At 71.0% G+C, this 13,291-nt stretch carries 13 protein-coding genes; 9 read left to right on the top strand and 4 right to left on the bottom strand.

Features of this window, described 5'->3' with window-relative positions:
• Window positions 1–554 precede the first annotated feature (554 nt).
• Entirely contained in the window at window positions 555–1,253 is a 699-nt protein-coding gene (locus tag ACIBZJ_RS16920) for a peptidoglycan-binding protein (protein WP_395931228.1), read from the top strand.
• 39 nt (window positions 1,254–1,292) lie between these two features.
• Here the strand turns inward: ACIBZJ_RS16920 and ACIBZJ_RS16915 are convergent, their stop codons facing one another.
• Both ACIBZJ_RS16915 and ACIBZJ_RS16910 read right to left on the bottom strand, forming a co-directional pair.
• Window positions 1,293–1,766, bottom strand: coding sequence for an OsmC family protein (locus tag ACIBZJ_RS16915; protein WP_395930390.1), 474 nt, complete (start codon window positions 1,764–1,766; stop codon window positions 1,293–1,295).
• Window positions 1,760–2,674, bottom strand: coding sequence for a DMT family transporter (locus ACIBZJ_RS16910; RefSeq protein WP_395930388.1), 915 nt, complete (start codon window positions 2,672–2,674; stop codon window positions 1,760–1,762). The genes ACIBZJ_RS16915 and ACIBZJ_RS16910 overlap by 7 nt, the downstream gene beginning before the upstream one ends.
• Window positions 2,675–3,003: 329 nt before the next feature.
• Between ACIBZJ_RS16910 and ACIBZJ_RS16905 the strand changes: the two genes are divergently transcribed.
• From ACIBZJ_RS16905 to ACIBZJ_RS16880, 6 genes are all read left to right on the top strand, one after another.
• A complete protein-coding gene (locus ACIBZJ_RS16905; RefSeq protein ID WP_395930386.1) occupies window positions 3,004–4,482 on the top strand; it encodes a uracil-xanthine permease family protein in 1,479 nt (492 codons plus the stop codon).
• 74 nt (window positions 4,483–4,556) lie between these two features.
• On the top strand, window positions 4,557–5,441 hold the full coding sequence (locus tag ACIBZJ_RS16900; RefSeq protein ID WP_395930384.1) for an FAD binding domain-containing protein: 885 nt from the start codon (window positions 4,557–4,559) through the stop codon (window positions 5,439–5,441).
• Window positions 5,438–5,911, top strand: a complete 474-nt coding sequence (locus ACIBZJ_RS16895) for a (2Fe-2S)-binding protein (protein ID WP_395930382.1) — start codon at window positions 5,438–5,440, stop codon at window positions 5,909–5,911. Before ACIBZJ_RS16900 ends, ACIBZJ_RS16895 begins: the two co-directional genes overlap by 4 nt.
• The gene (gene cutA, locus ACIBZJ_RS16890; protein ID WP_395930380.1) at window positions 5,911–8,310 is read left to right on the top strand and encodes an aerobic carbon-monoxide dehydrogenase large subunit; all 2,400 of its coding nucleotides are present in this window, start codon (window positions 5,911–5,913) and stop codon (window positions 8,308–8,310) included. Before ACIBZJ_RS16895 ends, cutA begins: the two co-directional genes overlap by 1 nt.
• Window positions 8,307–9,011 (top strand): carbon monoxide dehydrogenase subunit G, encoded by a 705-nt coding sequence (locus ACIBZJ_RS16885; RefSeq protein WP_395930378.1) that lies wholly within the window; start codon window positions 8,307–8,309, stop codon window positions 9,009–9,011. The genes cutA and ACIBZJ_RS16885 overlap by 4 nt, the downstream gene beginning before the upstream one ends.
• Before the next feature lie 96 nt (window positions 9,012–9,107).
• On the top strand, window positions 9,108–10,457 hold the full coding sequence (locus ACIBZJ_RS16880) for a cytosine deaminase (RefSeq protein ID WP_395930376.1): 1,350 nt from the start codon (window positions 9,108–9,110) through the stop codon (window positions 10,455–10,457).
• Between the two features lie 88 nt (window positions 10,458–10,545).
• Here ACIBZJ_RS16880 and ACIBZJ_RS16875 read toward each other — a convergent pair whose 3' ends face one another.
• Window positions 10,546–11,262, bottom strand: coding sequence for a hypothetical protein (locus ACIBZJ_RS16875; RefSeq protein ID WP_395930374.1), 717 nt, complete (start codon window positions 11,260–11,262; stop codon window positions 10,546–10,548).
• Window positions 11,263–11,387: 125 nt separating this feature from the next.
• Between ACIBZJ_RS16875 and ACIBZJ_RS16870 the strand changes: the two genes are divergently transcribed.
• Window positions 11,388–12,221 carry an NAD(P)H-binding protein gene (locus ACIBZJ_RS16870; RefSeq protein WP_395931226.1) on the top strand — a complete coding sequence of 278 codons (834 nt, stop codon included), beginning with the start codon at window positions 11,388–11,390 and terminating at the stop codon, window positions 12,219–12,221.
• Window positions 12,218–12,826 carry a TetR family transcriptional regulator gene (locus ACIBZJ_RS16865; protein WP_395930372.1) on the top strand — a complete coding sequence of 203 codons (609 nt, stop codon included), beginning with the start codon at window positions 12,218–12,220 and terminating at the stop codon, window positions 12,824–12,826. The genes ACIBZJ_RS16870 and ACIBZJ_RS16865 overlap by 4 nt, the downstream gene beginning before the upstream one ends.
• A 9-nt stretch (window positions 12,827–12,835) precedes the next feature.
• Here ACIBZJ_RS16865 and ACIBZJ_RS16860 read toward each other — a convergent pair whose 3' ends face one another.
• Window positions 12,836–13,276, bottom strand: a complete 441-nt coding sequence (locus ACIBZJ_RS16860; RefSeq protein WP_395930370.1) for a nitroreductase family deazaflavin-dependent oxidoreductase — start codon at window positions 13,274–13,276, stop codon at window positions 12,836–12,838.
• Between the last annotated feature and the right edge of the window lie 15 nt (window positions 13,277–13,291).

The raw sequence follows: 13,291 nt of genomic DNA, 5'->3' as shown, positions 1-13,291 counted from the left end.
GGCCGTCTGTCGTGACGGAGCCGTCTGCCGCGACGGAGCCATCTGCGCCGGCAGGGCTGTTCGCTGCGACCGAGCCGTCTGCTGCGGTCGGGCCGTCAGTAGCGACGGCGTCGCCTGCCGCGATGGAGGCGTCTGCGGCCGTGGGGCTGCACGCTGTAACCGAGCCTTCCGGCGCCGCGGGGCTGCGCGCTGCAACCGGCCCGTCCGTTGCGGCCGGGCCGTCTGTTGCGGTGGAGCTGTCCGCCACCGCCGAGCCATCCGGCGTGGCGGGGCTGTCTGTTGCGGCCGAACCCTCCGGCGTGGCGGGGCTGTCTGTTGCGGCCGAGCCCTCCGGCTCGGTGGGGTCGTCTGCCGTGGCGGGGGCGTCGGCCGAATCGGCGGCGTCTGCCATGGCGGGGCTGTCCGGCGGCCCCGGGCCATCGGGTGAAGCTCAACCCTCCGCCGTCGCCCGGCCGTCTGGTGAGACTCAGTCGTCCGGCGAGGCTCAGCCGTCCGGCGAGGTGGGGGCGCCGGCCGGGCGCGGTGCCACGGCGGGGGCGTCGGCCGCTGAGGTCATGGGATCGTCCGACCGCCGACGGGGGTGGCTGGTGGCGGCGGGGGTCGCGCTGGTCGCGGTGCTGGTGGCGTCCGGGTTCGCGATGCGTTCGGCCGCGGAACCCGACCGCGCGACCGCTCCCAAGGACACCGGGCTGTTGTTCTCCGAGGCCTGCCAAGGCCCGATCAGCATGGGCCAGCACGACAGCTGCGTCGAAGAGGTACAGCGCCTCCTCGCCAAGACGGGCACCAAGATCGGCGTCGACGCCGATTTCGGCCCCGAGACGCTCCGCCGCGTGACGGCATTTCAGGTTCTCGCCGGTTTACCGGTCAAGGGCGTCGTCGACGACAACACCAAACGCGCGCTGTACGCGGGTGGCGTCTCGATGCACAGCTGGTCACCCGCCCAGGTGGAGACCCGGATCCGCGAGGTCTTCCCGGAGGAGCCGGACCGCGCGGTCGCGATCGCGAAATGCCAGTCGACGCTCGACCCGTTCTGGGTGCTGCCGAACGTCGACACCAGCCGCAACTGGGGCATCTTCCAGATCTCCGACCGCCGCCTGCGCGAGCTCGACGGCACGCCCCGCCGCGCGTTCGACCCGGACTGGAACATCTGGGCCGCCCGCGAACTGTGGCGGATGCACCACGGCTTCCGGTTCGACTGGCCGTACTGCGATCAGGCGTTCCCGCTCTCCCCGGCACCGAAGCCGACGAGCTGACCCTAGACAGCCGACGAGCTGACTTCGACGGCCGACGGGCTAACCCTCGACGTCGACGACCGGCTCGTGCCGGACCGGGAAGTTCACCGAGCTCGCGATGAAACAGCGCTCGGCGGCGTCCGCGTGCAGATGGGTGGCCAGCGCGACGTCGCTGCCGGGCGCGAGCGTCACCCGCGGCCGCAGCACGACCTCGGTGAAGCGTCCGCCGCCGCCCGGGGTCTGCGTCATCGCCCCGGTCGGGGCGTCCGCATAGGCAGTGACGGTGACACCGGCCTCCACGCAGACGTGCAGGTACGACATCAGATGGCAGCCCGACAGGGCGGCCACCAGGAGGAGCTCGGGATTCCACCGGTCGGTCTCCCCGCGGAACGCGGGGTCGGACGACCCGAGCAGCGGCGGCCGACCCGGAGCGGTCACCTCGTGTGACCGGCTGTACGCCCGGTAGGCGCTGGTGCCGGTGCCCTGATTGCCGGTCCAGGCCAGGGCCAGTTCGAAGTTGTGGAGCGCTACCACCTGCTGCTCTCTCCTCTGATGACGTTGTGTGTCGGTGGGGACCCGCCGCGGTCGGCGGTCTCCGGCCGCTTCATCCGGGTCAGTCCCACCCCGACCAGGACGACGGCGGTGCCGACGATCGTGCCCAGCGTGATCTGCTCGCCCAGCACGAGCCAACCCAATATCGCGGCGACGATCGGCAACAGGTACAGCACGACGGACGCGGCCGGGCCGACTTCCGCGACCTGCTTGATGTTCAGCACGGTGGCCAAACCGGTACAGAACGCCCCGAGTGTGATCGTGGCGATGATGACCTCGGGACCGAGCCGGACGCCGTCCAGTGAATGTGGGCCGGTCACCGGCAGTGCCAGCAGCGCCAGCGCGGTGCCGGCCACCAGTTGGCCGGCGGCCAGCGCGACCGGAGGCCGGTCGATCCGGGACATGTACCGATCGATGTAGACGTAACTCGCGCCGTAGCTCGCGGCCGCCAACAGTCCGAGGATGGTCGGCACTGCGGGTAGCCCCGTCCCTGGCGGCCAGGTGCCGACGACCAGCAGCGTGCCGACCAGGCCGGCCAGCAGCCCGGCGACGTACCGGCCGCGGATCCGGCCGGTCACCCCCGTGCAGAGGCCGATCAACACCGTCCACAGCGGAGTGGTGGCGTTGAGCATGCCGCCGACGTGCGAGTCGATCGACCGGACCGCGTACGCGAAGAGCAGCAGCGGGATGACGTTGCCGATCGCCGCGACCACGGCCAGGTGCACCCAGACGCGCGGTTCCGCCGGGATCCGGATCCCCCGCAGGCGGCAGAACGCGAGCAGGAGGGCGGACCCCAGCGCCAGTCGGACCACGGTGAGGACGCCCGGCGGGAGGCCGCGCAGTGCGATGGCGGCCCAGAGAAAACTCGAACCCCACAGCGCTGCGAGCACTGCCAGCCGGACGAGAGGCGCGCGTCCGGTAATACCCATAGTGGGAAGAACGCTAGGTCGTATTCGCGGTTCCGCTGATACCGCTGTGACTAGGCAGGAATCGGCGGCGCGTCGGTCCGTCGGGTGTCGTTCAGGTTGCGGTTCCATCACGCGGGCGACATTTACTGACGGATCGACCAGGGTCTCGGCAGCTATCGCCAACGGCACCCCGCCGACTCGGTGCTGTCTTGACCATGAGACCCAGGTCACTCGGGCCGGATATTCGTCGTCATCCTGAGGGTGGCACCGGACCGCCCTCATCGCGGGGCGGTGGAGAAGGGGTGCGGTCGATGGCTCTCTTTGGATGGAGTGTCGTACACGGAGGCAAGGCACCACCGCCGGGTGAGGTCGTCCGGCCGAACGAACGGCTTTCGTGGCCCCGGACGATCGGCCTGGGCGCTCAGCACGTCGTCGCGATGTTCGGAGCGACGTTCGTCTTCCCGCTGATCATGGGCCTCAACCCGCAGCTCGCGATCATGATGAGCGGTATCGCGACGATCATCTTCCTGCTGATCGTCAGCGGTCGCGTACCCAGCTACCTGGGCACGTCGGCCTCGTTCGTCGGCGGGGTCGCCGCGATCCGGGCGCAGGGCGGCGACTCGGCCGAGGTCACCGGGGCGATCCTGGTCGCCGGCGTGGTGCTCGCGCTGGTCGGTGTGCTGATCCACTTCGTCGGCTCGCGGGCGATCTACACGGTGCTGCCGCCGGTCGTCACCGGTGCGGTCGTCATGCTGATCGGGTTCAACCTGGCCCCGGTCGTCGCCGGCACGTACTGGCCGCAGGACCAGTGGATCGCGCTGCTCACGATGCTGTTCGTCATCGTGGTGGCGGTCGGGGTGCGAGGGTTCCTGGGCCGCATCGCGATCTTCCTCGCGCTGGTGTTCGGGTACGTCCTGTCGTGGATCTTCGACCGCATCTTCGGTCAGATCACCTCGTACAGCGCCGCCGCCGCCAAGGAGACCACCCACTTCCGGGTCGACTGGGCCGGGGTCAAGGCCGCCGACTGGCTCGGCTTCCCGCCGCACACCGAAGGTGACGTCGTCGGCTGGCACGCGCCGTCGTTCTCGGTCGCCGCGATCCTGCTCGTGCTGCCCGCGGTGATCGCGCTGATCGCGGAGAACGCCGGGCACGTGAAGGCCGTCGCCGAGATGACCGGCGACGACCTCGACCCGGTGATGGGCCGCGCGATCGCCGCCGACGGTGTCGGCACGGTCATCGCGTCCGCCGTCGGTGGCTCGCCGACCACGACGTACGCCGAGAACATCGGCGTCATGGCGGCCACCCGCGTCTACTCGACCGCGGCCTACTACGTGGCCGCGATCGTCGCGATCCTGTTCGGGTTCTCGCCGAAGTTCGGCGCGGTCGTCTCGGCCACACCGGGCGGCGTGCTCGGCGGCATCACGGTCGTGCTCTACGGCATGATCGGCCTGCTCGGCGCGAAGATCTGGCGGGAGAACCGGGTCGACTTCTCGAACCCGATCAACCTGGTCCCGGCGGCCGCGGGCATCATCATCGGCATCGGCGGCGTCAGCCTGGTCTTCACCGACGACTTCTCGCTGTCGGGTATCGCGCTCGGCACGATCATCACCGTGCTCGGCTTCCACCTGGCCAAGGCGATCGCCCCGCCGCACCTCAAAGAACTCTGGCTGGCCGAGCGTTCACCGCGGCCCGACCAGGACGACGAGGGTGCTACCGAGACCGCGGCCGGGAGGGACGCCGGCGGCGCGGTGCTGGTCGTGGACGAGCCCGGCGCGTACAAGGAGCCGTAAGAGGCCGAGCCCCTTTGTGAAGGCGCGGCTTTCACAAAGGGGCGTCCGCAACCGCACTGAGGGACTATCGCGGAATGAAACCATCGGCCTTCGAGTACCACCGGCCGGAAACGCTCACCGAGGCGCTCGATGTACTCACCGAGCTCGGGCACGACGGGAAGGTGCTGGCCGGGGGCCAGAGCCTGGTACCTCTGCTCAACATGCGACTGGCGGCGCCCGCGCATCTCGTCGACATCAACCGGCTCGCCGAGCTGACCCGGATCGACGTCACGCCGGACGCGGTGACGGTCGGCGCGATCGCCCGGCACGCCGAGGTCGAGCGTCACTGGGAGGCGGCGGGTGCCCTGCCGCTTCTCGGGCAGGCCCTGGCCCACGTGGCCCATCCGACGATCCGCAACCGGGGTACGACGGTCGGGAGCATCGTCCACGCCGACCCGGCCGGTGAGATGCCGTCGGTTCTCGTGCTGCTCGGCGGGTCGGTGCAGTTGGCCTCGGCGTCGGGCAGCCGGACCGTGTCGGCTTCCGACTTCTTCCTGGCTCCGCTGGAGTCGGCCACCCGGGCCGGTGAGCTGGCCACGAGCGTCACGTTCCCGATCCCGTCCGGGCACACCGGGACGGCCTGGCTCGAGGTGTCCCGCCGGCACGGCGACTACGCGATGTGCGGCCTGGGCGCGCTGGTCACGCTCGACGAGGACCTGCGGATCGCCTCGGCGCGAGCCACCTACGTCTCGATGGGTCCGACGCCGGTGAGCGTGGACTTCACCGCTTCTGTCGTAGGCCGTTCCTACGATTCCGCCGACTGGGACGACGCGGCGCGGCTCGCCCAGGAAGCCGTCGAACCGGAGGAAGACATCCACGCGACCGCCGAGTACCGCCGCCACCTGGCGGGTGTGCTCACCGGGCGGGCGCTGAAGGCCGCTGCCGCGCACGCGGTGGCTCGAACGGAGGTACCGGCGTGAAGGTGACGCTCACGGTCAACGGCGTGCCCCGGACGGCGGACGTGGAGCCCCGCCGACTGCTCGCCGACGCGCTCCGGCACGACTTCGGGCTCACCGGCACCCACCTGGGTTGTGAGCACGGCGTCTGCGGGTCCTGCACGGTCCTGGTCGACGGTTCGCCGATGCGGTCCTGCCTGTTGTTCGCGGTCGGCGTCGACGGGGCCGAGGTCACGACCGTGGAGGGCTGCCGGGCCGAAGACGGCGGTTTGGGCACGGTCCAGCAGGCGTTCGTCGACTGTCACGGCCTCCAGTGCGGCTTCTGCACCCCGGGCTTCGTCACGACGATCACCGCGTACCTCCGCGAGAACCCCGACCCGACCGAGGAAGAGGCACGCGAGGCGATCGGCGGCAACCTCTGCCGGTGCACCGGCTACCAGAACATCGTGAAATCCGTCCTCCGGGCTGCTGAGCTGCAGAAAGAGACCGCGTAATGGTGACCCGTGCGTTCGGGGTCCCGATGACCCGCCGCGAAGACCCGCGTCTGGTGTCCGGTAACGGTCGTTATTTGGACGATCTGGGAGCCGGCGCTCTCGCGGTGGCGTTCGTCCGCTCCCCGCACGCGCACGCCCGCATCGTCGACGTCGACGTCACCGGGGCGCTCGAGGTCGAGGGCCTGGTCGCGATCTACACGTACGAAGACCTGGCCGAAGACCCGAACCCCCGGGTGTCCGAGCCGCTGCCGCTGTTGATACCGCACCCCGCGCTGCACGCGCCCCGGGTCAACACCCCGCTAGCGGACGGGGTGGCACGGCACGTCGGGGAAGCGGTGGTGATGGTCGTCGCGACCGACCGGTACGTCGCCGAAGACGCGGCCGAGCGGATCGTCGTCGAGTTCGAGACGTTGCCGCCCGTGGTCGGTATCCCGGCCGCGATCGAGGCCGCGCACCACGTCCACGAAGGTGTTCTCGACAACGTGTCGGCGCACCTGGTGCAAGAGGTCGGGGACGCACGGGCGGCGATCGCCGCCGCTCCGCACACGCTCAGCCTCGACCTGGACATCGAGCGGTCGGCCTCGATGCCGATGGAGGGCAAGGGCGTCTACGCCCGCTGGGACGCCGACGACCGGTCGCTGCGGGTCTACACGTCGACGCAGGCGTCGACGTCGGTGCGGTTCGCGCTGGCCGCGAAACTCGACCTGCCGGTCGACCGGATCGACGTGATCGCGCCCGACGTCGGCGGCGGGTTCGGCGTCAAGATCGTGCACCCGTGGCCGGAAGAGGTGCTGATCCCGTGGGCCGCGGTGAAGCTCGACCGCGAGGTCAAGTGGGTCGAAGACCGGCGCGAGCACTTCATCAGCTCGACGCACGAGCGGGGGCAACTGCAGAAGGTCACGGTCGGGTTCGACGACGAGGGGCACGTGCTCGGGCTCGACGTCGAGTTCTGGCACGACAACGGCGCCTACACCCCCTACGGCATCATCGTCCCGATCGTCACGTCGACGCAGTTGCTCGGGCCGTACAAGCCCGGCGCGTACCGGGTCGAGTTCCGGTCGCTGTACACGAACACGGTGACGGTCACGCCGTACCGCGGGGCCGGTCGTCCGCAAGGCGTGTTCGCGATGGAACGCACGATGGACGCGATCGCTTCGTACCTGGGGCTGGATCGGGCGGCGGTGCGTTCGCGCAACTTCATCCAGGTCGACGACATGCCGTACGACCACCACCTGACGTTCCAGGACGGGCGGCCGCTGATCTACGACTCCGGCGACTACCCGACGTCGCTGGAGAAGATCAAGGCGCTGGTGGGGTGGGATTCGTTCGAGCGCATTCGCGATGAGGCCCGGGCGGAGGGCAGGCGGGTCGGCATCGGGCTGGCCTGTTACGTCGAGGGCACCGGGCCGGGGCCATACGAGGGTGCGTTCGTGCGGGTGGAGACGACCGGCAAGGTCGTCGTCGCGACCGGACTGACCACCCAGGGCCAGGGGCACGAGACCGTGTTCGCGCAGATCGCGGCCGAGGAGCTGGGCGTCCCGGTGGACGACGTCTCGGTGACCACCGGCGACACCCGGCGGTTCAAGTACGCGGTCGGCACGTTCGCGTCCCGGGCCGCGGTGATGAGCGGCAACGCGGTCGCGCTGACCGCCCGGAAGGTGCGCGCCAAGGCGCTGCGCATCGCCGGTGACGCGCTCGAGGCCGACCCGAAGGACCTGGAGATCGTCGACGGCGTCGTGCGCATCAAAGGTGTTCCCGATGGCGGGATCCCGCTACGCACGGTCGCGGTGCTGTCGAACCCGCTGCGGTACGCGTTCGACGAGGAGGCCAAGCGGGCGACGCAGTTCGCCGGTACCGCCGACCCGAACAAGCCGCCGATCGACGAAGACGACGAACCGGGCCTGGAGGCGACCGACTACTACTCGCCGCTCCGCTCGACGTTCGCCAGCGGCATGCACGCGGCGGTCGTCGAGACCGATCCGGAGACCGCGGAGATCACGATACTGCGCTACTGCGTGGTGCACGACTGCGGTGTGCTGATCAACCCGCGGATCGTCGAGGGACAGATCCACGGCGGCGTCGCGCAGGGAGTCGGCGGTGCGCTGTACGAGCGGATCGTCTACGACGAGAACGGCCAGCCGCAGAACGCCTCGTACATGGACTTCCTGATCCCGTACGCGTCCGAGGTGCCGAAGATCGAGACCGACCACCTCGAGACGCCGTCCCCGCTCAACCCGCTCGGGGTGAAGGGGGCCGGCGAGGCCGGGGTCATCCCGTCGGCGGCGCTGTTCGCGTCGGCGATCTCGGACGCGGAGGGTTTCTTCGTGACCCGGATGCCGATCTCGCCGTCGGAGTTGTGGGCTTTGCGGCAGCAGCACGCTTTGGAGGGAACCAAGTGAAGGTCAACGGCAAGGCCACGCTGAACGCTCCGGTGGAGCGGGTGTACGCGGCGCTGAACGATCCGTCGGTGCTGGTGCGGACGATTCCCGGCTGTCAGCAGCTGGAGCAGGTCGGGGACGACGCGTACCGGATGACGGTGACGGCGGGTGTCGCGTCGATCAAGGGCTCGTACGTCGGCGACGTGCGGCTGACCGATCAGCAGCAGCCGACGTCGTTCGTGCTGAGGGCGAAGGGCTCCGGGGCGCCGGGGACGGTGTCGGCCGACGTGCTGGTGACGCTGGAGGGCGGGGCCGACGGCACGACGCTGCTGTCGTACGCGGCCGACGCCGTCGTCGGCGGGGCGGTGGGGGGTGTCGGTCAGCGAGTGCTGTCCGGCGTCGCCAAGAAGACGGCCGGCGAGTTCTTCGCGGCGGTCGACTCGCTGCTGAACGCTCCGGCAGAGGCTGCGGTGAGCCCGAGCGAGGCCACCGGGGCCACCGGGGCCACCGAGGTGGCCGGGGCGACCGCGGCCGCGGCCGCGGCCGCGGACGTGGTGAGCGTGGGTGCGACGGGCGCCCGTGTGTTCACGGCTCCGGCCAAGGCGGCTCCGGCAGGCGGAGAAGTGCTGGCGGGCGGCTTCGTCCAGGGCGCGCTGTTCGGGGCCGGAATCGCCCTGCTCGGCGTGCTCGTCGGCGGCCTGGTCGGCCGGCGACGCGCCTAGCCCGGCACCGGATCCGGCCGGACGGCTGCTCCGGCGGGGCGGCTGGTCCGGGCGCCCCGAGTAGTTGCGGCGTCCTCGCCGCCCGAGGGAGGCGGAATGGACCTCGTCGTCACCGACGCGCGGCTGCGCGACGGGCGGGTCGTCGACCTGGTGGTCGACGCCGGCCGTCTGCGAGTGCTCCCACGCACCGAAGCACGCGCCGCCCTGCGCGCCTCCGCCACCAGCGACGCGTCCGCCACCAGCGACGCGGCCGCCACCGGCGGGGCGTCCGCCACCAGCGAGGCGGCCGAGGCGGCCGGCGTGGCCGGGGCGGCCGGTCCGCGGGTGCTCGCGGCGGAGGGGCGGCTCGTGACCGAGTCCGCGGTCGACTGCCACCTGCACCTCGACAAGGTCCACACGCTGAACCGGGTCGGCGACGCGGCGCTCTCCGCGTACACCGACGACGGGATGGCGGGCGCGCAGACGTCGATCGAGCTCGCCGGCGCGGTCAAGACCGGTTACCGCCGCGAGGACGCGCTCCCGCACATCCGGCGGGCGCTCACCGAGGCCGTCCGGCACGGCACCCTGCACCTCCAGGCCTTCGTCGACGTCGACACGGCCGCCGGCCTGGAGGGATTCGCCGCCGTCAACACGGCCCGCGCGGAGTTCGACGGCGTGCTCGACGTCCGGATCGTGGCGTTTCCGCAAGACGGCGTCCTCCGCGATCCGGGCGCGGCCGAGCTCTGCGAGGAAGCTCTCCGCCTCGGGGCCGACGTCGTCGGCGGCATTCCCTGGATCGAGCACACCGACGCCGACGCCCGCGCGCACGTCGACTGGGCCTGCGCGCTGGCCGCCCGCACCGGCAAGCGCGTCGCGATGCTCACCGACGACGCAGGCGACCCGAACCTGCGCACGACGGAAATGCTGGCCACCGCGATGCTCGAACACGGTCTGGCCGGCCGCGGTGTCGCCTGCCACGCCCGCGCTCTCGCGCTGTATCCCCGGCCGTCGCTGCTCCGCCTGGCCGGGCTGGCGAAGAAGGCGCGCCTCGGCTTCGTCAGCGATCCCCAGACCGGGCCTCTGCACCTGCCGGTGGCGTTGTTCCGCGAACAGGGTCTCCCGGTCGCGCTCGGGCAGGACGACATCGAGGACGCGTACTACCCGTTCGGCCGGGCCAACCTCTGGGAAGTCGCGTTCCTTGCCGCCCACCTGCTCGAATTCCGCACCGGGCCGGCCCAGCAGGCGCTGCTCGACCTGGTCACCACCGAGGCCGCCACGGTGCTCGGCCACCACGGCCACGTGCTCGCCGACGACGCGCCCGCGAACTTCGTCGTCCACGACGCCGACCGGGTCGTCGACGTGCTGCGACGCCACGCCGCCCCGCGCTGGGTGGTCTCGAACGGCACCGTCGTCGCCGAGACCGTCACGACCACGACGCTGACACGAGCGGCGACCCCACCCGGGTGATCGGGCCGGGCGCGGCCCGGCGCGCCCGATCGTCGACCAGCGTCGGCCGGCCGAAGAACAGCGGACCACCCGCCGAACGGTTGCAGCACTACTTCTTGAGCCGGCGGCTCCCGGCGTGCCAGTCCTCGACCTTGCCGGCCTCCCGGGCCTCGACGCCGAACGACGGGAGCTGCGGCTGCTCACGGAGGCTGCGCTTGAGTTCGGCGAACCCGGGGAACCGGGCCAGACCGACGACGTGGTCCCAGAGCACGCCGGCCTGTTCGTCGTCGGGCAGCCGGCTGATGACCGGCCCGAAGAACGCCACGCCGTCCGGTGGCTCGAAGTGCACGATGGGCGTACCGACGTCTTTGCCGGTCAGCGACAACGCCTCGTCGGACTCGGCCTGGATCTCGGCGTCGCGGGCGCTGTCGTCGAGGTGGTCGGCGAGCGAGGCCGGGAGCCCGGCCTCGACGAGCGCGTCGGCGGCGAGATCGGGCGTGCCCTGCCAGCCGGGGACGCGACCCTCGTCGGGACTCGTTTCGAGAATGCGCGCGCCGAAAGCGGCGTAGAGCGGGCCGATCGCCTCGCGGCCGTGCTGCTCGCGCGCGGCCGAGGCCACCCGCAGGAGGCGGAGCCCCGCGGTGTGCTGGACGTCGTAGTCGGCGGGGAAGTGGGTGTCGTAGTCCAGATGCGAGTTGATCAGGCGCAGGGAGATGAACCGCCAGTCGACGGTGTAGTTGCGCTGCGTCTGCACGATCCGGATCCACTTGCTGGTCATCCAGGCGAACGGACAGATCGGGTCGAAGTAGAAGTTGATGTCGGCCATGGTTCTCCGCTCCGGGGACGCGTGACTCTGGGCGAGAACAACGATGAGCACGGGCGGTGCCGGGAGCGCAAGTGCTCTGATAATGTTACTCGGTAACAAACTTTACCGAGGGACAAAAAATGACAGTGCTAGTCACCGGAGCCACTGGCCGGGTCGGAAGCCTGGTCGCCGGCCTCTTGGCCGAGGCCGGCGTGCCGGTTCGCGCCCTCACCCACCGCGCCGAGGCGCCGACGACGCTGCCGCCGGGCGTCGAGGTCGTCACCGGCGACCTCACGGTGCCCGAATCGCTGGACGCCGCATTGCGCGGGGTCAGCGCCGTCTTCCTGGTGTGGACGGCCGCGCCCGCGACCGTCCCGGCGGTGGTCGAGCGTCTCGCCGCGCAGACCCGTCGGGTCGTGTTCCTCTCCTCGCCGCACCGGACGCCGCACCCGTTCTTCCAGCAACCCAATCCGATGGCCGGGCTGCACGCCGAGATCGAGCAGCGGATCGCGGACGCCGGGCTCGAGTCGACGATCCTCCGGCCCGGGATGTTCGCGTCGAACGCGCTGGCCTGGTGGATCCCCGCGATCCGGGCCGGAGAGGCGGTCCGGTGGCCCTACGCGTCGGCCGAGACGGCACCGGTCGACGACCGCGACGTGGCCGCCGTAGCAGCGCAGGCCCTGATCCAGGGCGGCCACGACGACTACGTGCTGACCGGCCCCGAATCGCTGACCCAGGCCGAGCAGGTGGGCATCATCGGCGACGTCCTGGGCCGGGAAGTCACGTTCGACGAGCTCACGCCGGACGAGTTCCGCCGCGAGACGGCAGGGATCTGGCCGGGCCCGGTCGTGGACATGCTGCTCGCGGCGTGGGCCGCCACGCTGGGGAGGCCGGCGTTCGTCTCCCCGGCGGTGTCCGACGTGCTCGGATCGGCACCGCGGACGTTCCGGCAGTACGTCCAGGAGACTGTGGAGCCATGAGCGGGCTGCGGGAACGCAAGCGGCAACGGACGCACGACACGATCTCCGGTACGGCGATCCGGCTGTTCCTGGAGCGGGGATTCGACGCGGTCTCGGTGGCCGACGTGGCCGAGGCGGCCGAGGTCTCGAAGCCGACGCTGTTCCGCTACTTCCCGTCGAAGGAAGACCTGGTACTGCACCGGATCGGCGATCACCTGGGCGAGGCGGCGCGGGTGGTCCGGGACGCCACGACCGACCCGATCGAGGCGCTGCACGCCCATTTCGTCGAGGGTCTCGCCCGGCGCGACCCGGTGACCGGGCTGAACGACGTGCCCGAGGTCCTCGCGTTCCACCGTCTGGTGTTCGAGACCCCGGCGCTCAGCGCGCGCCGCACGGCCTTCATCGACGAAGACGAGAAAGCCCTTGCCGGAGCCCTCGCCGCCACCACCGACGGCGGCGCCACGCGGAGCGACCTCGTCGCGGCGCTGCGGGCGGCCCAGGTACTCGCGGTGCAACGCGTACTCGCGAGGGACAACTGGCGGCAGCTCTCCGCCGGCCGGTCGGCGGACGACCTCTACCCCGAGGCCGTAACCGCCGCCGACACGGCGTTCACGCTCCTGCGTTGAGCGCCGGGCTCATGCCTCGATCGGCGTCAACACGAAGACCGGGATCTTCCGGTCGGTCTTCTTCTGGTACTCGGCGTAGTCGGGCCATACCTCGACCGCCCGCTTCCACCAGGCTTCGTACTCGTCGCCGTCGGCCTGGCGCGCCTCGTAGTCCTTCACCTGGTCGGCGTCACGCAGCTCGACGTGCGGGTTCTTGGCCAGGTTGTAGAACCAGACCGGGTTCTCCGGCGCCCCGCCCTTGGACGCGACGACCGCGTACTCCCCCTCGTGCTCGACCCGCATCAGCGGCGTCTTCCGCAGCTTTCCGCTCCGCGCGCCGACCGACGTCAGCAGAATGATCGGGACGCCGCGCAGCTCGTTGGCCTCGGCGCCGTTGCTCGCCTCGAACTTTTCGGCCTGCTTGCGCGCCCAGTCGGAGGGGCTCGGCTCGTATTCACCGGTGAGTGGCATGCTTCAGTCAACTAG

Source organism: Cryptosporangium sp. NPDC051539, from assembly GCF_044454545.1.
Taxonomy (GTDB): Bacteria; Actinomycetota; Actinomycetes; order Mycobacteriales; family Cryptosporangiaceae; genus Cryptosporangium.
This window is presented reverse-complemented; position numbering and strand designations above follow the sequence as displayed.